The 22,314-nt window shown below is 61.3% G+C and carries 20 protein-coding genes; 9 read left to right on the top strand and 11 right to left on the bottom strand.

What is annotated here, in order from left to right; genetic code table 11:
- Positions 1–2: 2 nt before the first annotated feature.
- The 5 genes from tssI to J2X76_RS26165 are packed head-to-tail and all read left to right on the top strand — an operon-like array spanning position 3 to position 6,147.
- Complete coding sequence (gene tssI / locus J2X76_RS26185) at positions 3–2,327, top strand: type VI secretion system tip protein TssI/VgrG (RefSeq protein WP_310220481.1); 2,325 nt, start codon at positions 3–5, stop codon at positions 2,325–2,327.
- Positions 2,328–2,334: 7 nt separating this feature from the next.
- The gene (locus J2X76_RS26180; RefSeq protein ID WP_310220479.1) at positions 2,335–3,405 is read left to right on the top strand and encodes a DUF2169 domain-containing protein; all 1,071 of its coding nucleotides are present in this window, start codon (positions 2,335–2,337) and stop codon (positions 3,403–3,405) included.
- Between the two features lie 5 nt (positions 3,406–3,410).
- Positions 3,411–4,991: a PAAR-like domain-containing protein gene (locus J2X76_RS26175; protein ID WP_310220478.1), complete on the top strand. Its 1,581-nt coding sequence runs from the start codon at positions 3,411–3,413 to the stop codon at positions 4,989–4,991.
- 5 nt (positions 4,992–4,996) lie between these two features.
- Positions 4,997–5,449, top strand: coding sequence for an ankyrin repeat domain-containing protein (locus J2X76_RS26170; protein WP_310220476.1), 453 nt, complete (start codon positions 4,997–4,999; stop codon positions 5,447–5,449).
- Positions 5,450–5,490: 41 nt separating this feature from the next.
- Positions 5,491–6,147 (top strand): hypothetical protein, encoded by a 657-nt coding sequence (locus tag J2X76_RS26165; RefSeq protein ID WP_310220475.1) that lies wholly within the window; start codon positions 5,491–5,493, stop codon positions 6,145–6,147.
- 253 nt (positions 6,148–6,400) lie between these two features.
- Here J2X76_RS26165 and J2X76_RS26160 read toward each other — a convergent pair whose 3' ends face one another.
- A complete protein-coding gene (locus J2X76_RS26160) occupies positions 6,401–8,209 on the bottom strand; it encodes a chloride channel protein (protein WP_310220593.1) in 1,809 nt (602 codons plus the stop codon).
- 141 nt (positions 8,210–8,350) lie between these two features.
- Here J2X76_RS26160 and J2X76_RS26155 point away from each other — a divergent pair, with 141 nt between their 5' ends.
- Both J2X76_RS26155 and J2X76_RS26150 read left to right on the top strand, forming a co-directional pair.
- Positions 8,351–8,758, top strand: coding sequence for a helix-turn-helix domain-containing protein (locus tag J2X76_RS26155; RefSeq protein WP_310220592.1), 408 nt, complete (start codon positions 8,351–8,353; stop codon positions 8,756–8,758).
- 28 nt (positions 8,759–8,786) lie between these two features.
- Positions 8,787–9,230 carry a helix-turn-helix domain-containing protein gene (locus tag J2X76_RS26150; RefSeq protein WP_310220473.1) on the top strand — a complete coding sequence of 148 codons (444 nt, stop codon included), beginning with the start codon at positions 8,787–8,789 and terminating at the stop codon, positions 9,228–9,230.
- Between the two features lie 101 nt (positions 9,231–9,331).
- Here J2X76_RS26150 and J2X76_RS26145 read toward each other — a convergent pair whose 3' ends face one another.
- From J2X76_RS26145 to J2X76_RS26110, 8 genes are all read right to left on the bottom strand, one after another.
- Positions 9,332–10,270, bottom strand: a complete 939-nt coding sequence (locus tag J2X76_RS26145) for a dihydrodipicolinate synthase family protein (RefSeq protein ID WP_310220472.1) — start codon at positions 10,268–10,270, stop codon at positions 9,332–9,334.
- Positions 10,271–10,286: 16 nt separating this feature from the next.
- Positions 10,287–11,240, bottom strand: a complete 954-nt coding sequence (locus J2X76_RS26140) for an oligopeptide/dipeptide ABC transporter ATP-binding protein (protein WP_310220471.1) — start codon at positions 11,238–11,240, stop codon at positions 10,287–10,289.
- Between the two features lies 1 nt (position 11,241).
- Entirely contained in the window at positions 11,242–12,258 is a 1,017-nt protein-coding gene (locus J2X76_RS26135) for an ABC transporter ATP-binding protein (protein WP_310220470.1), read from the bottom strand.
- Positions 12,259–12,266: 8 nt separating this feature from the next.
- Positions 12,267–13,184 (bottom strand): dihydrodipicolinate synthase family protein, encoded by a 918-nt coding sequence (locus J2X76_RS26130; protein WP_310220468.1) that lies wholly within the window; start codon positions 13,182–13,184, stop codon positions 12,267–12,269.
- A 19-nt stretch (positions 13,185–13,203) separates the two neighbouring features.
- On the bottom strand, positions 13,204–14,079 hold the full coding sequence (locus tag J2X76_RS26125) for an ABC transporter permease (protein ID WP_310220467.1): 876 nt from the start codon (positions 14,077–14,079) through the stop codon (positions 13,204–13,206).
- A gap of 3 nt (positions 14,080–14,082) precedes the next feature.
- Positions 14,083–15,042 (bottom strand): ABC transporter permease, encoded by a 960-nt coding sequence (locus tag J2X76_RS26120; RefSeq protein WP_310220466.1) that lies wholly within the window; start codon positions 15,040–15,042, stop codon positions 14,083–14,085.
- 80 nt (positions 15,043–15,122) lie between these two features.
- A complete protein-coding gene (locus J2X76_RS26115) occupies positions 15,123–16,709 on the bottom strand; it encodes an ABC transporter substrate-binding protein (protein WP_310220465.1) in 1,587 nt (528 codons plus the stop codon).
- Positions 16,709–17,437, bottom strand: coding sequence for a FadR/GntR family transcriptional regulator (locus tag J2X76_RS26110; RefSeq protein ID WP_310220464.1), 729 nt, complete (start codon positions 17,435–17,437; stop codon positions 16,709–16,711). The genes J2X76_RS26115 and J2X76_RS26110 overlap by 1 nt, the downstream gene beginning before the upstream one ends.
- Positions 17,438–17,544: 107 nt before the next feature.
- Between J2X76_RS26110 and J2X76_RS26105 the strand changes: the two genes are divergently transcribed.
- Positions 17,545–19,038: a putative N-acetylmannosamine-6-phosphate 2-epimerase gene (locus J2X76_RS26105; RefSeq protein WP_310220463.1), complete on the top strand. Its 1,494-nt coding sequence runs from the start codon at positions 17,545–17,547 to the stop codon at positions 19,036–19,038.
- Between the two features lie 11 nt (positions 19,039–19,049).
- Here J2X76_RS26105 and J2X76_RS26100 read toward each other — a convergent pair whose 3' ends face one another.
- Both J2X76_RS26100 and J2X76_RS26095 read right to left on the bottom strand, forming a co-directional pair.
- The gene (locus J2X76_RS26100; protein WP_310220462.1) at positions 19,050–19,982 is read right to left on the bottom strand and encodes a LysR family transcriptional regulator; all 933 of its coding nucleotides are present in this window, start codon (positions 19,980–19,982) and stop codon (positions 19,050–19,052) included.
- A 124-nt stretch (positions 19,983–20,106) separates the two neighbouring features.
- Entirely contained in the window at positions 20,107–20,871 is a 765-nt protein-coding gene (locus J2X76_RS26095) for a GntR family transcriptional regulator (protein ID WP_310220461.1), read from the bottom strand.
- A 116-nt stretch (positions 20,872–20,987) separates the two neighbouring features.
- Here J2X76_RS26095 and J2X76_RS26090 point away from each other — a divergent pair, with 116 nt between their 5' ends.
- Complete coding sequence (locus J2X76_RS26090) at positions 20,988–22,301, top strand: M20/M25/M40 family metallo-hydrolase (RefSeq protein ID WP_310220590.1); 1,314 nt, start codon at positions 20,988–20,990, stop codon at positions 22,299–22,301.
- The last annotated feature ends 13 nt before the right edge of the window (positions 22,302–22,314 follow it).

Here is a 22,314-nt window from a genome sequence, read left to right as displayed (position 1 = left end):
GTATGGACGATTTACAATCCTTTGCAGCCGACTTCATCCAGGCGAGCCGCATTCTGAAGGTCGTTTCGCCGCTTGGCGAGGACCAGCTTCTGCCGGAGCGGCTGACGATCGACGAGGGGGTTTCCTCGCTCTTCGAGATCAAGCTGTCGGCCCGTGCCAAGAAGCCGATCATCAAGCCGGAAGAGCTTATCGGTCGGCTGATGGATGTTTCGGTCGAGGTGCAGCAGGGTGAAGGCGAGGGCGGCGTGCGCCGTCCGTTCAACGGCCTGGTGACTGAACTCAACGAAGGGCCGCCGGTCACCCGCGGCCTCAGATCCTATTCCATGGTGCTGCGGCCGCAGATGTGGTTGCTGTCGCGGCGTTCGGACTGCCGTATCTGGATGGACAAGACCGCGATCGATATCGTCGAGACGCTGTTTTCCGAGCACGGCATTCCGGCGCCCGACACGTCCGGCATCGTGACGCCACCGCCGCCGCAGCATTATTCGGTACAGTGGAACGAGACCGACCTTGCCTATCTCACCCGCCGTTTCGAAGAGGACGGGCTGTTCTACTGGTTCAGCCACGAAGACGGGAAGCACAAGCTGCATGTGGGAGACAATGCCAGTTCCTGGCTTGGTCCATCCCCTTCGGCGCAGGGCGAGGGGCGGGTGCGTCTGGCGCAGGGTTCTTCCGACCGCAACCACATCACCGACTGGAGCCGGCGGTATTCCTACGTGCCCGGCCAGCGCGCCGGCGCCGACTGGAATTTCGAGACGCCGCGCATGGTGCCGGGGACGATGACCCCATCGCTCGTCCAGATGCCGGAGGCGACCAAACGCGAGCTTTACGAATACCCGGCCCGCATTTCCACGGTTGCCCAGGCCGAGCGCGCCGAAAAGCTGCGCATGCAGGCGAGCGAGGCCGATCACGACCGCGTTTCCAGTTCTTCGACGTCGCGCATCCTCGAAGTCGGGCGTCGGTTCACGCCTTACGAAGTGGCCCATCCCGACCACGTCTACGAGGAGCATGTGGTGACCAGGATGACCCAGAAGGTCGTCGATCGCTCCTATGAAACCAATACGAACGAGCCGGAATATACCAACACATTCGAAGCGATGCCGTCCCGCGTGCCGATGACGCCGCATCGGGAAACCAGGCGTCCGCGGATCGAAGGAACGCAGGTGGCGATCGTCGCAGGTCCGGCCGGCGAGGAAATCCATCCGGACCAGTACGGCCGCATCAAACTCTGGTTTCCGTGGGACCGCAAGGCGAAGAAGGACGGGTCGGACACCTGCTGGGTGCGGGTGGCGCAGAACTGGGCCGGCTCCACCTGGGGCGGCCAGGTCATTCCGCGCATCGGCATGGAGGTCATGGTCGCCTTCATCGATGGCGATCCGGACCGGCCGCTGGTCACGGGCGTCGTCCCGAACCCGTCGAATGGGGTGCCTTACGACCTGCCCGCCAACAAGACCCGCATGGTGATGCGTTCCAATACCCACAAGGGCAGCGGCTTCAACGAAATGACGTTCGAGGACGATGCCGGCCGTGAGAACATGTTCTTCCATGCCCAGAAGGACCAGACCACCCGCGTCCTCAACGACCGGACCAAGCGTATCGACAGGCACGAAGTGTCGGCGATCGGCGCAAACCGTACGGTCGAAGTCGGCGGCAACCAAAAACACGAGGTCGGCGGCTCAATGAACACCGTCGTCGGCGGGACGGGCCCCGGGGCCATGGCGCTGATGGCGGCCGTGCAGGGGCTTGCCGGCCAGACCGCGACGCTGCTTGGTCAAGCAGGCCAGATCGCCGGCGGTGGCGGGCCGGGCCTTGCCGCATTCGCGGGAACGCTTGCTTCCTCGGCACTCGGTTTCCTCAGCGTAGCCGGTCTCGGCAGCCGTCAGGGTGTCGTTTCCGGCCCGAGCCCACGGGCTGACGCCGGCACCGCACTGGCCGGTTCCGGCAGTGGTGTCGGCGATGCAGCCTCGAGCCTCTTCCCGCTGCCGGGGATCATGAACACCATTGTCGGATCCTTCAAATCCGACACGGTGGGCGTCGCCCGGGTTGAGCAGATCGGAGTCAGCAAGGTCACCAATGTCGGCCAGACCTCTCTTGAAAAAGTTGGTAAATTCAAGAAGTTGATCGTTGGCGACGAATTCGTCATCGAATGCGGCGCGTCCAAGTTCATCATGCGCAAGGACGGCACAGTCATCATCCTCGGCACGCATTTCAACTTCACGGCATCCGGTCCGACACAGATCAACGGCGTGGTCGTGGATCTGAACAAGCCGGGAGGAGGGTTCTCGGAAGCATCGCCGACATCGTCCGACACGACAGCTAAGGGATGAGCGATCGATGTCGGTCGACAATCACACGCCCTTTCCGGCGCTGGCGTTTCGGCAATACAATCTGGCCGGGGATTTGCTCGGCGTCGTGGTGGCGCGGGGCACGTTTCGCCTGAGCAATGGCGGCCCTCTCGTTCTGGATGATGTCCAGCGTCCTCTGGTTATGTCGGACACCTATGACGGTGATCCGCACCAGACTCCACAGACGGCCTGCACCGATCTTGCTCCTTTCAAGCCCGGCACCGATGTAACGTTTCTCGGCGCCACATTTGCGCCTGGGGGCAGCCCCGAGCAATCCTGGTCGTGCGGATTGCAGGTCGGGCCAGTCGAAAAACGGTTGCGCGTCTATGGACCGCGCGCCTGGCGTGCCCGCACCCGCAAGACCTGGAAAGGTTTGATCGATCGAGCGCAAGAGGACGCGCTTGACGGTTGGGTGCTGACAGATCCGGAGCCGGTTACGCATGTTCCACTGGATTGGCGACTTGCCTTCGGGGGGCGGCTGGAAACATCCGGCAAAAAGGAGGTTGTGGAGAAGAACCCGATCGGCATCGGCCTTGTCGATGAGGGTCTTTTCCGGGAACGGCCAGAATGGCCCGCGCCACAGATCGAAGACGAGAAACATCCTATCCGTCACGTGAGTGAGAGACCCGACCCGGCGGGTCTCGGCCTGCTGTCACCTTTCTGGGAAGACAGGGTGGCTCGCGCAGGAACCTATGATGACACCTGGCTGAAAGAACGCCATCCGCTTTTGCCAAGGGATTTCGACTTCCGTTTCTGGCAGGCTGCTCACCCAAACCTCGTCAGCGAGACCTGGCTCCAGAGCGACGAGGAATTCGGGCTGGAGAATCTGCTGCCGCAATTCCCACGGCTTGAGGGCGCCCTGCCCGGCATCAGGCTGGAGATCGAGATCGACCGCGGCGCCGGTCTTGCCCGGGGAGAGATGAAACTGGACGGAGTGCATTTCGACATGCGTCCGGGTGTCGGCCGCGTTTTCCTGACGTGGCGCTGCGGCTTTCCGTGGCCACAGAGGATCGGAATTCCCAAACTCATCTTTGCACGATCCGATGCGGAGGTCGCCTGATGGGAATGGAAATTACCATCGACGGCAGCCACATCCGCAACGTCAGCGCGGCTGCTGCCGAGACCGGTGCGATCGCTCGAAATGGACTCGACCCTTCTCAGCCCGTGATGTGGAACAAGGCGGGCGACTACTTCTATCAATATGACAGCCCGACAAGCCTCGATCCACCGAAGGAATTTACCGACGAACTGCTTGCCAAACGGGTGAAGGAAGACGAGCAAAAGAGGGAAAAAGAGAAAAAGATACAATCTCCGACAAGTGCGAACCCGGCCCCGCCGGAGCTTATCCCGGATGAGAGCAGGGCGATCGCGGTTTGCCTGTCGCCTGATGTCTGCAAGTCGCCGGACAAGCCGGTCCCCTATATGTCCTGGGGGGAGGCTTCCGACGACCAGAACTATTCTCCGGACGTGCGCTCGAACGGCAAGATCATAAAGCGACAGGATTCCAAGTTTTCCTGCTGTTATGGCGATGAGCCGGGTGTCGGACTGGGCTGCAAATCTAACACGGTCGGCGATGTCGTCGAACCTGTCACCTCGTCGCAAATCGTTCGCGCCAATGGCATTTGGGTCCAGCGCCATGGCGATCGCTGCACCTTGAACAAAGGCAATACCGAGGGCGAATACGTCCACGTGGAGGCTACCGACTCTCACAAGGCTCCCGAGGGAACAGATAAACAAGATCAGAGCGGCGGCAAGGCCGAAGATACCCGCAGCGAGGGCCAGAAATTTTCCGATGGCTTCACGGAGAATGCGAGCGAGACATGGGAGGGGATGAAAAAGGTCGGCTCGGATGTCCTGGAGGGCACCAAAAATCTGGCTTCCGATCTCTGGAATGATCCCACGGGAACGATCGCGGCCGGTGCCGAAAGCGTCAAGGATGGCGCCGTCGGTGCGGCGAACTGGACGGCGGAGGTTGCGCAAAATCTCTACGACGATCCCGGGGCGACACTCGGTCGCGGATGGGAAAATACCCAAAATACCGCCAGTTCAATCTGGCACGCGGTTGCTGATCCCTACAGCGAAGCCTATGAGAAAGGCGGCCTGTCGCAGGCCGTAGGTCACGGCACCTTCGACGTGGTAAAACTCGCCGTCGAAGCCCTGGCAACCAAGGGGGCGGCCACGGTCGCCGGAAAGACTGCATCGATCGGCGCGGGGGTCGCGGCCAAGGCGCACAAAGCCGAAGAGGTTGCGGAGACCGTCAACGATGCGCGGAAAATCGAATCGAAGGTCGAAGATGGCGCGCATGGTGCGAGAAGCACGCGCGAGGTCAAACCGTACTCAGACCCCAAGAAGAGACCCAAATACGCGGATGGGCAGGTAGACGACGTCTGGGAGGCTGCGAAGGATGAGAACGGCGACGTCTACGATCCAAATACCGGTGAAAAGTTGGAATGGGACAAATCCAAACCGAGAACTGGGCAATGGGACATGGGGCACAAGCCGGGCCACGAGTATCGGACATTGCACCGAGATTATATGGAGGGACGGCTATCGAAAGACGAATTCTTGCGCCAGTATCGCGATCCAAATAACTATCAGCCAGAGTCCATAAACGGAAATCGCAGTCATCGCTACGAAGCGGAGTAAAAAGAATGGCGAATTTCTTCGCAGAGTTACGAACTGATCCGAATTTTGACCCTCAGGTGATCGCGGACTTCAGCGAGATAAGTGAGGACAATCGCAGCTACCTTCAGGAAGCGATTGCTTACAGACCGGAACATGCTGAAGCGATCCTGCAGGCTGACATACCTCTCGATCACCAGGACGGTAATGGCCAGACAGCGCTTCAATATGCGATCTCACGGGGCATGTATGATCTGGCAACGGACATCGTGAATAAGGGCGCCGATCTGAATCGTCTCGACAAGTATGGGAATGACGCGCTTTGGACGTCGGTACTGAACCCCCGCCCGAGCCTGCCACTGATTGAACTGCTTGTCACAAAGGGTGCGGACCCCCACCGCAAAAATGCAGCCGGACGATCGTCGGCGGACATGGCGGTTACGAAGAAAAATCAGGCAATGATGAAGCTTTTCGGGGTTTGATCACGGCGCCGGGGCTCAGTCATGCTCATCTGAGGCCTCACATGAATGACGATTATCTCTCCCGGTTTTGCGGAAGCGACTATCGCCTCCTCGCTGATGCAGCCGATGCCGGTCGGTCGCTGTCGCCTCTCTGGGCCGATATCGCGCGTATCGATCAGACGAAACGATTGGAGGCTTTCACCGCGTTTGTCGATAAAGTTTTCGTTCGGATGCCGCAGACTTGCAATCTTCTGCTCGAGCGAACGACAGACGCTTATCTTGTGAAGGTGCAGGATGACATAGTTCTGGTCGCCGATCGTCAGGCTGAGGATTTGGTTCTCTCCTACAGAGGATTTGCGCCGACCGGCAGCTCAAGGTTCGGGGGAGGAGTTGGGGAATTTTACAATCATCTTGATGGCTTCTGCGACTTCCATTTCATGGGAGGTCTACTGCCTGAAAGAGAAATCCGACCAATTGGTCGTGACGGCAACGAATTTTTGACGGAGCCCTCGTCCAAAATATTTGAGACAGTTAAGTCACAGGACTACGTCCACATATTCAACAGCGGGCGGAAAGGCCAAGGCTATGTTAGTCTCCGGAGCACCATCGCAGATGATCCCGAAGGATTGCTTCTTTGGGTTGATGACGATGAGCCGCTGGTCGATATGGATTTCTGGGACCTTTTTGACAACTGGACGTCTATCGCGATGGAGGACTGATTCATTGGGGTCTTCGGCAGCGGCTTGATTGTCCTGCGTTGTTTTTTGAAGATATCGTTGTGGAATTGGCGCGCCGTAGTGCCGCAGGCGAAAAAACGAATGTCGAGTCGAAGATTTGCGAATAAATGCACGAATATTTCAAATGCTACCCGGGCAAATACAATCTACTTAACGTGAGAAAAGCCTGACAGGGCAATCATTTCCTGCCTTCCAAAATATACCCCGGCATTTCCGGTGGGAATCGATCACCTCGTCAGACTCCCAACGTTCTGGTTGTCAGATACGGTCGCCGCTCCAGTTCCGAGCGCCTCAGCGAGCTGCGCAGACGCAGAAGATCCTTCCGGGCAATCAGCCCGCACAACACCCCGGTCACCGGATCGACGATCGGGATTCGTCCTGTGTCGGTCGAGAGCATCACGTCCGCGACAAACCCGACCGTATCTTCCGGGTGACAAACGGGAACGGAAGCGTCCGAGACGCTGTCGGCGAGCGTCTGTCCTGCCAGTTCCGCATTGCCCTGCCAGCCGAGCGCGTCACCCCTGGAAACGACCCCTGCCAGACGGCCGGCGCTGTCTGTCAGGGGATAGATGCGGTGGGTCTTTTCGGATGATGCAAAGAGTTCACAAGCCTCCGATACCGTCATCGTCGCCGGCAGCGTGTCCACCTCCTTGATCATGATCTCACCGGCCCGCGTGAGTTCGAATGGGTCGATGCCATATTCGCGGGTTATGTGCTGTCCCCTTCGCGCGATCTTCTCGGTCAGGATCGAGCGGCGCAGAAGCAGGACAGTGACCGCATAGGCGACGACCGTCGCCGCCAGCAGCGGAACCAGCGTGCTGACGTCCCCTGTGATCTCGACCGCGAAAAACGTGCCGGTCAGCGGCGCGCGCATGGTTCCGCCCATCATCGCCGCCATGCCCAGCAGAGCCCAGAACCCGGGATTGTCACCCGGCATTACCAGGCCGACAAGCCAGCCCAGGGCGCCGCCAAAAATCAGCAGCGGGGCAAGAACGCCGCCAGAAGTCCCGGAGGACAAGGCAAACAGCCAAATGCAGCTCTTGACCACGAGGATTGTCAGGACAGCGGAGGCGAGCAGCTTGTTGTTGAGCAGGCCGTCGATGATATCGTAGCCAACGCCCAATGCGCGGGGCTCGATCAAGCCGCCGACGCCAATCACGACGCCGCCGAGCATGGGCCACCACATCCAGTGGATCGGAAGCTCCTCGAAGAGATCCTCGATCTTGTAGAGCAGGGTGGTGAGCAGCCCGGACTGCAGCCCCGTTACGATGCCGATCGCGGCACAGGCGAAAATACCCCACCACGGCAGGGCAAGTTCGAAATGGGTCGGGAACAGCGGTCCTGTGCCTAACAACAGCGGCCGCCAGCATATCGAGACACAGGCTGCGACGGCGACGGGAATGAAGCTGCGCGGTTTCCATTCGAACAGCAGGAGTTCGACCGCGAGCATGACGGCGGCAATCGGAGAACCGAAGATGGCGGTCATGCCCGCCGCGGCGCCGGCCACCAGCAAGGTCTTCCGCTCTGCTGCGCTCATGTGGAAGAACTGGGCAAACAGCGATCCGATTGCCCCACCGGTCATGATTATCGGGCCTTCCGCGCCGAACGGGCCGCCCGTCCCGATCGAGATCGCCGACGACAGCGGCTTCAGCACGGCGACCTTGGGCGACATTCGGCTGCCGCCGATGAGGATCGCCTCGATCGCTTCGGGAATGCCGTGACCTCGGATCTTTTCCGATCCGAAACGAGCCATCAGACCAATGACGAGCCCTCCCAACGGGGGCACCAGCAAAATCCACGGAGATCTCGGGACGTCTGCAAACGAGGCGGGTTCGATGCCGGCATGTCCAAACCAGACGATATTGGTCACCAGCGCAATCAGACTGACCAGGCACCACGCCGCAAATGCACCAGCGGTCCCGACGATGATCGCCATGCCGACCAGGACGAGCACCCGTTTGTCGGTTGTGAAGTCTCCCGCCTCGCGCCGTGAAAGGCCGCCGGTAAAGTCGTGCGGCCGGTTGCTGGGTTGATGCTGGGACATGGTTTTCCTTTGGCAGGTCGGAAACGGGGATGCTTGAGCAGGTGAATTATATCGTGATACGATGTAAATCAACTGGAAAAACCGGGAGCAGATATGGCGACGAAACATCAGGATCACCTTGGCGAGTGAGACTACGAAGCACTGGCCAACCTGCGTTACAGTATCCGCCGGTTCCGGCAGTTCAGTGCGAAGGAGGCGGACAAGCTTGGCCTCAGTCCGCAACAGCATCAGGCGCTGCTGGCGATAAAAGGACTGCCGCGCGGGAGAGAGATGACGGCCCGGATGCTGACCGACCGCCTGCTCATGGGCAGGCGGCTGGTGGAGGAACTGGTTCAGCAACTCGTCGATGAAGGTTATGTGGCGGCGGAGGCGCCCACCAAGGGGCGCTCCGGGCAGGTTATTCGCCTCACATGCAAGGCGGAAGGCGCCCTTGACCAGCTGGCAAGCGCCCATTTATTCGAGATCCGGAAGATGGCTCCGGAACTGATGCAGGCGCTCCGCATCCTGCAGGACCGTCAGAGGATGCAGCGCATCACGTGGATGCTCTGACCAGCGAGTGTCGGAAAACGGGGAACTGATGAAAAAGTCAAAAGGGCTCAGGCAGCAGGACTATGAAGCCCTTTCCGACTTGCGATATGCGCTGCGCCAATTCATGGATTTCAGCGCTTCCGCCGCCCAGTCGGAAGGTGTGCCGGCCCAGCAGCATCAGGCGCTGCTGGCGATCAAGGGCAACAAAGACGGCGAACCGATGACAGTCGGTATGCTCGCCGAAAGGCTGATCATCGCGCCCCACACCGCGACGGAACTGGTTGGCCGCCTGATCGACGGCAATCTCGCGGAGCGGCGAACCGATCCTGACGACAGGCGCCGGCAAACCGTACATTTGACGGAAAAGGCAGAAGAGCTTCTCGTTCGGCTGAGCGAAGTCCATCTGGCGGAAATTCGCGAGATGGCGCCAAAGTTGATAGTCCTTCTCGCAGAACTGGAAAAGACAGGATCGAAGACCGGCCGGGAGAGCTGACGCGGTGTACGAGGCATCAGACGAATATCCGAGGCCCAAGCTACATTTCCTTGGGACCTCGACGTCAAGCAGGCTCTTCCGCGGTCGGACGCGCTTCCGGCTTATGGGTTCATCAGCTCGGGAAGCATAGCTTGTGCGACAGCCCGTAGACTGACGGCATGTTCGGCGTCCACGAACCGATAGGGCCACCGCAACCGGGTGCCAACGGGTCCCCAGCCGCCGATCGCCGCCAGCAGCTTGTCGAGGGCCGCGTTGGAATATCCCTGCGCCCGGCGGAACGGAACGATATGATCGTCCATGAAAGCACAGATGCGGCTTTCAATTTCGAGCGCTGTGTCGATATCCGTGCGCATCAGGTCCGTCCAGTTCTGCGCCCCCCGGGGGCTGATGCAGGCGACATTCGAAAACGCGCCGGCGGCGATCCCGGACTTGGTTCCTCTCGCAAGGTGATGGCCTGGCACAAACAGCGAAAATTCCTCAAGATTGGCACGCGCATCAGCATACCACTGATCATCCCCGTCGGCGAGCTTGATGCCGACGACCGAAGGGCAGGGGCCGCAGACATCGGCGAGCTCGGCGGGCGTGAGGACCCGTTTGGCATGCGGCGGGTTGTAGAGGATGAGCGGAATCCCGTCCGCGACATCGGATGCGCGCTGCAGGAAGTCCACCGCTTCCGGGTAGGTCAGGGGCCACCAGTCGGGAAGGATGACCTGGATGGCCATCGGCTTCAGAGGCACCGCGCGGCGCAGACGGCCCAGCATGAGATGGGGATCTGGCTGGCAGGCGCCGATGACGAAGGGCATATCGGCCGCTCGGCAGCGGCTTGACAGCATCTCCTGGATACGGTCGTATTCCGCTTCCGTCTGGTTGTGGAATTCGCCGGCCGTGCCGTTCGAATAGATGCCGTCCACCCTGGCGGCGATCAGGATATCGATTTCCTCGCCAAGCTTGTCGAAGCCGATACTGTCATCGGCCGCAATGGGCAGAAGCAAGGTCGCCCAGTTTCCGGCAATCGGGTGGCGGCGCGTCTGCATCGTCATGGAAATAGTCTCCAGCTCAGTCGAGGTCGTCACGGATGCAGGCCTTGAAATGCCCGGGTGTCGTTTCCCGCAAGTCCGGCACGATCTCGCTGCAGGCCGGCAGCACGTTCGGACAGCGGGTGCGAAAAACGCAGCCGCTCGGCGGATCGGCCGGGCTCGGGATGTCGCCTTTCAGGATCTGGCGGTCGCGCGGCGCGTCCGGATCGGGAGAGGGGATCGCCGAGAGCAGCGCCCGTGTGTAGGGATGCCGCGGCTGCGCGTAGAGCTCGGCGCTCGGCGCGATTTCCATGATCCGGCCGAGATAAAGCACGATCACTCGGTCACAGATATACTCGACCACCGCGAGATCGTGGCTGATGAACAGCATGGTCAGGCCGAGACGCTGCTGCAGGTCGCGCAGGAGATTGATCACCTGGGCCTGGATCGATACGTCGAGCGCCGAGACCGGCTCGTCGGCGACGATGAATTCCGGTGCCAGCGTCAGAGCGCGGGCAATACCGATCCGTTGGCGTTGGCCGCCCGAAAATTCATGGGCGTAGCGATTGACCGCATCGCCGGGGAGATCGACCTGTTCGAGGGCCTCGCGGGCCCGTTCAAGGCGTTCCTTCGATGTGCCGATGCCCTGAATCCTCAACCCTTCCGTCAGGATTTCCCCGATCGTCATGCGCGGCGAGAGGCTCGCGAACGGGTCCTGGAAGATGTATTGCATCCGCGGCCGGGCGCGGCGCATCTCGGATGACGAAAGCCGGGTGAGTTCGGTTCCGTCGAAGCGGATACTGCCGGCGGAGGGCTCGACGAGGCGCAGGACGGAGCGGCCGATCGTCGTCTTGCCGCTGCCGGATTCTCCAACCAGTCCAACGACCTCGCCCTTGCCGATGTCGAAGGAGATTCCCTGCAGGATCGTCAACCTCGTGCCACGGGACGTATAGTGTTTCGAAAGGTCGCGAACGGAGAGGAGCGGTGCGGTCATCTCATATCTCCTGCCAACGGATGCAGCGGCTCTGGTGGCGCGGATTGACGTCGGCAAGCGGCGGCACCGCCGTGCGACAGTCATCGATCGCGAATCTGCAGCGGGGCGAAAAAGCGCAACCGGCCGGCATGTTCATCAGGCTCGGCACGACACCCGGAATGGCGGCAAGCTTCTCGCCGGCCTGCTTCATGCGGCTGGCGTCGCCGAGCTTCGGCATCGAGGCAAGCAGGCCCATCGTATAGGGATGTTTCGGATTGCGGAAAACCTCGTCCACCGGCCCGGTCTCGACGATCCGGCCCGCATACATGACCGCCACCCGGTGGGCGATTTCCGCGACCACGCCGAGATTATGGGTCACGAAAAGCATGGCCATCCCGCGCTCCCGCTGCAGCTTCTGCAGAAGATCGAGGATCTGCGCCTGAATGGTCACGTCGAGCGCCGTCGTTGGCTCATCGGCAATCAGCAGCGTCGGATCGCAGGCGAGTGCCATGGCGATCGTCGCACGCTGGCGCATGCCGCCCGACAGTTCGTGTGGATATTGCCCGGCCCGGCGTTTCGCATCCGGAATCCCCACGCTTTCCAGAAGGGTAACGGCCGCGTTCATCGCGGCCTTTCGGTCTGCCCCGCGATGAACGCGGATCGGCTCCGAAATCTGGTCGCCGATCGTGTAGACAGGGTTCAGGCTCGACATTGGCTCCTGGAAGACCATGCCGATATCGTCGCCGCGAATGGAGCGCATCTCCTGTTCGCTTAGTGAAACGAGATCACTGACTGCGCCGTTCTTGCGCTTCAGCCGGATACTGCCGGCGGCGATCACGCCGATCTTGCGGGTCAGGAGCCGCATGACCGAAAGGCTGGTCACCGACTTGCCCGAACCGGATTCACCGACAAGCGCCAGCGTCTCGCCGGCCGCGACCGTCAGATCGATGCCATTGACCGCCGTCATTTCGCCGGCGCGGATACGGAACACGGTCCGCAGCCCCTTGACGTCGAGAATGGTGTCGGCGGTCTGTTGCATGGCATCCATCAGGAAAGAAGGCCGGTCGCGCGCAGGATCGCGTCGATCTTTGCGGTTTCGGCTTCGTTGAGGGCGGCACGGGGGCGAGGCATCAGCGCGGTATCGATGATGCCGAGGCTCTTCATTGCCGCCTTGAAGGCGCCGATGCCGGAGGCTCCGCCGCTGACGCGCCCGGCACCCACCCAGACGATTTCGAAGAGCCGGCAGAGACGCTCCTGTTCCTTGCGGGCGGCGGCCCAATCGCCGCGCTGGGCGGCATCCCAAAGCCGGACATATCCGTGCGGGTCGACATTGGCGATGCCCGGCACGACGCCGTGAGCGCCCATCAGCAGAGCGTTATCAACCACGATCTCGGATCCCGTCATCAGGAAGACGTCCTTGTTGCCGGCAAGGTCGAGCAGGACATAACGGAAGTTTCCGTCGTCGCCGCTGGAATCCTTGACGCCGATAATCGTGCCTTCCTTCGCAAGGGTGACGGTCGTCTGTCTCTGCAGTTTCACATGGACGCAGACGGGGATGTCGTAGGCGATCAGGGGTACGTCGACGGCATCGCGGATATAGCGGAAGTGATCGATGATCTCGGACTGGCTGGTGACGGTGTAATAGGGTGCCGTCACCACAACCGCGTCGGCGCCGGCGGCTTTGGCGATCCTGGCATGGTTGATGACAAGATCGGTGGTGGCGTCGATAACGCCGACGATCAACGGTACGCGGCCGTTGATGACCTTGGCGGAATGCTCGATGATGTCCCGCCGGGTCCTGGCGTCATGGAAAACGACTTCGCTGGTCGAGCCGAGCACGAAGAGACCGTGGCATCCGGCTTCGATGAGGTTTTCCAGAACCCGCGTGTAGGACGGATAATCGACGGTGAAATCCGCATTCAGCGGCGTGATGACGGGAGGAACGACACCCTTGAACTTGCTCATGTTCGCTTTCTTTCGATCGTCAGTTTAATTCGGCGCGAGGGTCGAAGGCATCGCGAAGACCATCGCCAATGAAGTTGATTGCAAGAACGGCAAGCACCAGCGCGCCGCCGGGGAAAAGCCATTGCCAGGGATATTGCTCGAGCACCGCCGTGGAGCGGGCGGCGTTCAGCATGTTGCCCCAGCTTGCCGCGGGTGGTGCAATGCCGAGCCCGAGGAAGGAGAGACCGGCCTCGAGAAGGATGGCATTGGCGATCTGCAGCGTCGCGAAGACGACGAGGATGTCGATCGAGTTCGGCAGGCCGTGGCGGAAGAGGAGGTGCGGGAGACCGGCACCCATGCCTCTTGCCGCCATCACGAAGTCCCGCTCGCGAAGTTCGAGGAGCCGGGACCGTACCATTCGCGCCAGGAGTGGCCAGGAGAGGAGCGAGATCACCAGGACCGTCGGCCAGATGCCGGTGCCGGCGATCGAGGCGAGCACCAGCAGGAAAATGACCGGCGGCAGCGTCATGACCAAATCGACGAAGCGCATGGTGACGGCATCCGCCCAGCGACCGGCAAGCGCCGACACCGCCCCGACCAGAAAGCCGATGATTGCGGAAATAACGGTCGAGGTTATCGCCACCAGCAGCGAGATCCGTCCGCCATCCATGACGCGGGCAAAGATGTCGCGGCCGACGCCGTCGGTGCCGAACCAGTGTTTTGCGGTCGGGCCGGCATTCATGGCGAGAAGGTCTATGTCGTTGGGCCTGAAGCTCCACCATAGTGGATAGGAGAGGATCAGCAGGACCATGGGCACGATCATGCCCATGCCAAGGACGGCTGCCCGGTTGAGCAGGAACCGGTGAAGAGACCGTGCCGTAGGTCCCGGACTGCGGGAAGGAGTGCGTGCCAGCATCGCTCACCCCACCTTGATGCGCGGATCGACGACCGCATAGGCGAGATCCGTGAGGAGGTTGACGATGATGACGCAGGCGCCGATCACCAGCGTCGATCCCATGATCACCGGGTAGTCGCGGTTCTCCACCGCATTGACCATGAGGAGGCCCATGCCGGGCCAGTTGAAGACGCTCTCGATGAAGATCGCGCCGCCGATGGCAAGGCCGATGGTCGAGCCGATCAGCGTGATGACAGGAAGCAGCGCATTGCGCAGGGCGTGTTTGGTGATGACCCAGAACTCGTAGACGCCCTTGGCGCGGGCGGTGCGCACGTAATCCTGGTTCAGGACTTCGAGCATCGAAGCGCGCATATACCGCATGATCAGCGCCGTCTGGGCGATCGCCAGCAGCATGGCGGGGAGGATGAGATGGTGAAGGAGGTCGCCGATCGAGAACTCCCGTCCGGGCGTCTGCATGCCGCCGGACGGCAACCAGTTGAAGTAGACGGAAAAGAGGTAGAGGCCAACGAGCGCGCTCAAGAACGGCGGGCTGGAAATGCCGGTCACGGCAAGCACTGAGAAGGAGAAATCCGCCACCGAATTGCGGCGCACGGCGCTGATCATGCCGGTTGCAATGCCGGCGATGATCGAGATCGCGATGGCCGTTCCCATCAGAAGCACGGTCGGGCCGACGCGTGACAGGACGAGGCCGAGCACCGGCTGGTCGGGCCGCTGGATCGAATAGCCGAGATTGCCCATCACGGCCTGCTGCAGCCAGGCGAGATATTGCAGCGGCAAAGGCTGATCGAGGCCGAGCGTCACACGCAGATCCGCAAGATCGGAGGGCGACATCGGCACGTTCGGATCGATATAGGCGTCGATGGGATCGCCGGGGGTGAGGCGCAGCAGCACGAAGATCAGCACGCTCAGGGCAAGCAGCATGCCTACCCCGATCAGCAGGCGCCGGAGACTGTAACTCAGCATGAATTCGTTCCCGTGAGGGTATGGGCGAGGACGGCCGGGTTTCTCCCACGCCATCCTCGGTTTTCACATGGACTGAAGCTTTATTCGGCGATCGCCCACTTTTCAGGATATGCCTGGTAAGGTCCGCCGCCGGGGGCAGGCGTCCAGACGAAATTCTTGAGCTTGGAGGACGCGATGCCATAGCGGTTCGCCACCCAGAGCGGACCCCAGGGGAGCTGGCTGTTCATCACCTTGCAGACGTCCTGGTAGCGGAGGTCGCGCTTGGCGGCATCGGTCTCGCCGAGAGCCGCATCGAGCGCTGCGGTCAGCGCCGGCATGCGAACGCGCGCGACATTCGGGCCGGCCGGCGGGACCTGATTTTCGTTGAGGCCGACATTGATGCTGCCCGGATCCGGACCGTTCTGCAGGCCGGCATAAACCATCTGGAACTGCGCGGTATCCGGCGTCGGATTGAGCACGATGCTGTTATAGGTCGGGGTGTCGACGGCGCGCGGTGTCACGTTGATGCCGACCTGAGCGAGCATCGCCTGGACTGCGGCCATGACGTTGGCGGCGAGCGGCGTGGTGTAATAGGTCAGAAGCGTGATCGGCTTGTTGCCGTTGATCTGGTCCCAGCCGGCTTCCTTCAGCAGCTGCTTGGCTTTTTCCGGATTGTAGGCATAGGTTTCGATTCCCTTCGGGACGACCTGGTCGGCGACATAGGCGCAGTTCGCCGGCTTTGCCGCGCCGCCATAGAGGCTCTGGATGATCGCATCGCGATTGATCGCATACATGACGGCCTGGCGGACCTTGATATCTTTCCAGATCGGGGAGTCGTGGTTGAATCCCAGATAGTTGACGACGAAGGAGTCGCCTTCGATGATGCGGAAATCCTTGTTGTTCTTGAACGTTGTAAGGTCGTTCGAGTCGACGTATGTAAACTGGATCTCGCCGGCGCGCAGAGCGGCGATCGCTGCCGCGGGATTGGCGAAATAACGGTTGATGATCCTTTCCAGTGCCGGCTTGCCGCCGCGGTAATCGGTATTGGCGGCGAGTTCGACATACTGGTCGGTGACGTATTTGGTGAATTTGAACGGACCGGTGCCGATCGGCGACGTCGACCACCAGCTGTTCTTGGCGAGCTGGTCGGGGGCGATCTGCGACAGAGCATGCTCGGGCAGCATCATCACCTTGGTCAGCGTGTCCATCAGGCTTGCCGACGGGCCCGAGAGCTTGATGACGAGCGTCTTGTCATCCTTCGCCTCGACAGAGGAAACCGCGCTCAAGCGGGCGGCCAGAACTGAACCGGTCTTGGCATTCTTGGCCAGTTCCATCGTGAACTTGGCGTCCTTGGCGGTAAACGGCTTGCCGTCATGCCATTTCGCATCGGTGAGCTTGAACGTGTAGGTGAGCTGATCCGGGCTGACCTCATAGGACGAGGCGAGCACACCGGTCACTTTCTGCAACTTTTCGTCATAGGTCACCAGCGGCTCGAAGTAGACGCTGAGCCAGGTGAAGCCGCCCGTTGCGGCAAGCGGATTGAAATTGCCCTGGAAACCGCCGGGGCCGACGTCGAAGCCGCCCGATAACGTGGCGGCCTGAACCGGGGCGGTGAAGGCCGGAACGGCCGTGGTCGCCATCATCGCAGCGAGCGCGATGGCGGACGATAGTCTGGACAGTCTGTTCATTATGCTCCTCCCACATGTGAACTTGTTTTGTTGGCGGCGATCACCCGGGAAATGCCCTCGTAGTGGCGATCCAGGCGCATCTGCACTTCCGCAAGATCCTTGGCCTCGACAGCATCGACGATCGCTGCGTGATCCCTCCAAGTCGCGACGGGGTCCACGTTGTCAAGGTTCACGAAATCGGAGGCCTTGTAGAAGGCGAGCCAGAACACATCGATGAGCCGGGCGAGGGTCTCGTTGTTCTGGCAGCGGAAGAGCAGGGTATGAAAAAGCTGGTCCTCGTCGGCGAAGGATTGGCCGCGCTCCGCATGGATGCGCATCCGGTCCACCGTGGCTCGAAGCTCCGCGATATCCTCGTCGCTGATCATGTCGAGCGTCTTGCCGATCAGCCCCACTTCCAGCGTGCGGCGGATCTCGATCACTTCCTCGATCTGGCGAAGCGCGCCGCCGAGCCCGTAGGCGAGATTGTCGAGCAACGGCTCGAACGAGAAGGCCTTGACGAAAATCCCAACGCCACGCCGCGATTCCAGCACGCCAAGCGATTCCAGCGCCTTGATGCCTTCCCGCAGGGAATTGCGGCTGACGCCGAGTTGGTTGGCCAGATCGGATTCGGCCGGGAGCAGCGTGCCCGGCTTCAATCCGTTGTCGCTGATATAGCCGCGAATACTTTCCTGCACGGACACGTGGAGGAGAGGGGCGCGGGTCAGGGGCTTGATCGACTTCATCTGCATGCCGGTCTCGTTTCGGGGGTGCACTCAGGATGAAGGAGACATATCCACTTGTAGGATATCTGTCAATTGGATACCAATGGCGGTGACAAGGTGGAAGGAATGCTCAGATGATGATGCAAGGCTTGGTCGTTTCCTGTCAGCCCGTTCCGGGCGGGCCGCAGGACAATGCGGATTTCGTAGTCGGTTTTGCGAGGGCAGCGCTTGCTGCCGGCGCTGTGGCTCTAAGGATCGAATCCGTGGCCTATGTCGCGGCCGTGCGGGCGGTCACCGGCGTTCCGATCATCGGACTTGTCAAACGCGACCTGACGGACAGTCCGGTGCGGATCACGCCCTTCGTTGCCGATGCCGAAGCGCTGGCCGATGCAGGAGCCGACATCATCGCGTTCGATGCGACCGATCGCACGCGCCCGGCTTCGATCGAGGAGCTGATCAAGGCGGTGAAGGGCAAGGGCAGGCTTTCCATGGCAGACTGCGCGTGCCTCTCGGATGCGCGCGGGGCTCTTGCAGCCGGTGCGGACTTTGTCGGCACCACCCTGTCCGGTTATGTCGGCGGCCCCGAGCCGGAGGAACCGGACCTGGCGCTCGTTGCCGCCATCCGCAGCCTGACGCCGCATGTCATTGCCGAAGGCCGCATCCGCTCTCCGGAACAGGCGGCGGCCGCAGTCCGGGCGGGGGCATCGGCAGTCGTGGTCGGTTCGGCGATCACCAGGACGGAGCATGTCACGTCCTGGTTCAACCAGGCGGTCACGCGGGCTTTGGCGGCAGGCGCCGAGGGGCCCGTATTGGCGATCGATATCGGCGGCACCAAAACGATGGCCGCTCTGGTTTCCGCTTCGGACGTGCTTGAGGAAATCACGATCGCCACCGCACGGGGCGCTGGACCCGGAGAATGGCTCCGCGCCATTGCCGACGAAACGGCGGCGTGGGCGGGCCGCTACCGGCGGATCGGAATTGCCGCGACAGGGTTGATCCGGGACGGGTGCTGGTCCGCGCTCAATCCGGCAACACTTGCCGTGCCGGATGCGTATCCGCTGGAACAGCGGGCGGAGGAGCTGTTCGGCGTGCCAGTCCGGGTGTTCAACGATGCCCAGGCGGCGGCCTGGGGCGAGTACCGGTATGGCGCGGGCCAGAACACGGACATGGTATTCCTGACCATCTCGACAGGGATCGGCGGTGGCATCGTCGTCAACGGGCGGCTGTTGACGGGAATGGCCGGGCATTTCGGCCTCATCCGCGGCCCGTCCCAGGGTCTGCATCCGTTGGAGGATCAGGCGTCCGGCAGCTGGATGGCCGCGCAAGCGGCAGAAGCGGGGCACGAGGTCGATGCGAGGCAGGTTTTTGCCCGATGGCACGCGGGCGAGGCATGGGCGAGGGATATCGTTTCAGGCTCTGCGCGGCGGACAGCATTGCTTTGCGCCGATATCAAGATGATGCTTGACCCGAAGACGATCGTCATCGGCGGCGGCATCGGTTTGGCCGAGGGTTATCTTGGTGAGGTTCTCAAGCACGTGCCTCGCCATTTCGACCTCAGGATCGTCCCGGCGATGCTCGGTCCCCAAGCAGGGGCGATCGGCGCTGCTGACATGGCGCCCCACATCTGAGGCGAGGGAATCTATTCCGACGATGCCGATGCGCCTGTATCGCTGGACCGCTCGATTTCCTTCAGAAGTACAGAGACGGTCGGGCGGACGTCGCCCTTGCGGCGAAAGACGGCATATATGTCCCGCGTCAGCAGGATTTCATTGAAATCGAGCGCAACCAGCCCCAGCCCGCTGCCCTGAAGGTTTGCCCGCGTCAGGTAGGCCAGGTGATGGGTCCGCGAAACCATTGAGGTCAGGAAATTTATCGATGTCGTTTCCACGGCAATCACGGGTTTGGGCAGGCCGGCACTGCGGAACAGGGATTCGAGCAGCAGCCTGTCCGTCTCGGGTAGCGGCGGCAGAACCCAGCTATATTCGGCCAGGTCAGCGACCGCCAGGTGTTCACGATTTGCCAGCGGATGTGATTGGTGGGCTACGATCTGCACCGGCTCCCTGGCCACCAGCCTCCACTCAAAATCCTCGTTCAGGATTTCGCTTGGCTTGACGGTGAAGACGACGTCGAGCTTTCCGGCGAAGAGTTGGGGAAGCAGGACTTCATTTGTGCCCTCGTGCACCATGAGGCCGACATCCGGGCGTGCGACTGCAAAATGGTTCAACGCGTCGGGGATAAGCTGCCGCAAGGCGGCCGCCATGCTTCCGATCCGAAGTGAACCCCGACGTGCACCTCGGAGCGCGTCTATTTCATCGACGGCCTCGTTGGCCAACGACAGCAGCAGCTCGCTGTAGCCGATCAGGCGCTGCCCGAACAGGGTCGCCTGAACGCCGCTCGGCCCGCGGTCGAGCAACCGGACCCCAAGCGCCTGTTCCATGCTGCGGATGCTCTTGCTGAGAGCGGGCTGGGTAAGCCGTAAATTCTCGGCTGCCATGCTGAAGCTGCCAGTGTGAACGACTGCCAGGAAGTGCCGCAACTGACGAAGATCAAGCCGCTGTAGATTGTTGTTCATGTTTCCCGCTCTCAGTCAGGCGATCTGCGGCCACTATGAACAAAGCTTATAGGCCGGGCAATCTCAGCCGGCCGATTTGCGCATTCCGGTCGCCGCCGCACCACCGTAACCAAAGAGCGGATACTCATTGTATCTCGTTGACATACCTGTGATGAGCGGTTGTGGCGCGATGTGCGGATATGAGAATGGGGACCGCGAGCTGATCATAGGCGACTTCGTCGATCGTCAGCACCGCGGCCGGCAAGGTCAGGTCCAGCCACCGGGCATCGAAATCATCTGCCAGATCGGCTCCGATCTGTTCCCGTATGGCCGAGATGCGTATCCCGTAATTTTCCAACAGATGCAGGTAGAAGAGCGGAGGGATCTCTTCAGCCCTCTGCGGGAAGTCCGGAACCCGTTCGCAGGAAAGCGTCAGCGTCTCGTGCATGATCGGCCGATCGTCGATGTAGCGCACCCGGTGGAAGTTGACGATCGGCGACCCTTCCTCGATCTGGAGTTTCCGCGCGTCGCCGGGGGAAGCGAGGCTCCTGTCGAGCGAAGTCACCTTGGTAACCGACTTGCTGAGAGAGCCGTCCAGCCCGTGCAGCCGGAAATATTGGAAAAACAGTCGCAGGCTGTGCTGTGGCTTGCGGCCGGTGACGACGGTGCCCGTCTTGCGGCGGCGGCTCAGAAGGCCGTCATTGGTCAGGTCCATCAAGGCTCGGCGAATGGTGCCGACAGCCACCCCGTAGGTCTGCGACAGCGCCACTTCGCTGGGCAGAACCGAGCCCGGGACCAGTTTGCCGATCATGATCGCTTCGGTGATCTGGCGCTTGACCACCTCATAAAGCGGCAGGGACAATTCCGTTAGCCTCGTCCCTTCTGATGAATTATTGGGCGATTCCGGCAACTATTTGCCTCTTCTTTGGTGTTGACTCATGGTCTCGATCTACGCAGTATTACTATATAGTTTATATTAAAGCGCAAGCTGAGGAGGCTAGCGCGACGGGTACCGAGGACACTGCCATGAACAAGCCGCAGCCAGCTTCTTCGCAACAGATCTTTGACTCTGCCATGGCAGCGATTGAGCTTGATGTCGAGGTCGCTGTCGGTGATCTGGCGCGGATGGTGGAAATCGACACCTCATTTCCCCCGGGTCTGGGCTATGGCGCATTCGCCGATCTGATGGCGGAGCTCCTGGCGCCGCTGGGCTTCGAGTTCGAGCGCGTCGTCGTGCCGCGTGATCTCTGGTACGTGGCCGGTGGGCCCGCCTCCGGCGAACGGACCAATCTTGTCGCGACCCGCGAAACGGGAAAGCCTGTCTGCGGCCTCTATTATCATGTCGATACCGTGCCCGTGGCACCCGGCTGGAGCCGCGATCCGTTGAAGTTGACGGTCGATGGCGACCATCTCTTCGGCTTGGGGGCCGCCGACATGAAGGGCACGATCGCTGCAACTCTGCTGGCACTCCGGGCCGCCAAGAAATGCGGCCTGCCGCTGTATTACGATCCGATGCTGCTTCTGTGTACCGACGAGGAAGGCGGACTTTATCCCGGCATTCGGTATCTGGCGGAGCAGGGCATGCTGAAAGGCCATATCGTCAATTTCAACGGGTCGGCGGCGCCGCGTATCTGGGCGGGCTGCTTTGGCGTCTTTCATCTTCAGGTAACGATCCTGGGGCGCGCCGTCCATGCGGGAGAAGGCAACCGGACGGGCGCCGGCATCAATGCCATCGAGGGCGCCTTGCCTGTGCTCAATGCCCTGACGGCATTGAAGCCGGATGTTGCCAGCCGGGCATCCGCGCTGAAGCCGCCGCCGCACGCATCGGGTCCGCTTCGGCCTCAGCTTTCCATTTCGGCCGTGAACGGCGGCACTGCTGGCGGACAGGTTCCGGCCGAAATCAAGATTCTCGTCAGCCGGCGTTACGCCCCGGAAGAGAGCTACGAGGCGGCGCGCGCCGAGATCGAAAGCCTGATCCGTGACAGCATTGCCGGGATGGGACTGGGGCTTGAAATCGATCTTGTCGGCCACCTGATCCCGACGGACGATCCGGAAGGTCCCCATTGGCCGCGCTGGCAAAAGGCGCTGTCGCTGGGCTTCGGCTACAAGCCGGAAGACTTTCAGAAATGGGGCGCCGCAAGCTGTTCCGACTTTGGCTACGTGCAGAAGGCCGGCTTCACGCAGGAGGTGCTGCTGGGCGGGCTCGGCCGGCCGGAAAGCTGCATCCACAGTCCTGAAGAGCATACCACCCGTCAGGACGTCATCGCTCTGGCGAAAAGCATACTGGCCTACCTCGCGGCGGATTTTGCCGCCGACTCCATTCCTGAAAACCGCGTCTGAAACATAAGGGAAC

Source organism: Neorhizobium sp. 2083 (assembly GCF_031455615.1).
Taxonomy (GTDB): domain Bacteria; phylum Pseudomonadota; class Alphaproteobacteria; order Rhizobiales; family Rhizobiaceae; genus Neorhizobium.
Note: the sequence above shows the minus strand (reverse complement) of the source record. Positions and strands in the feature narration are given on the sequence as shown.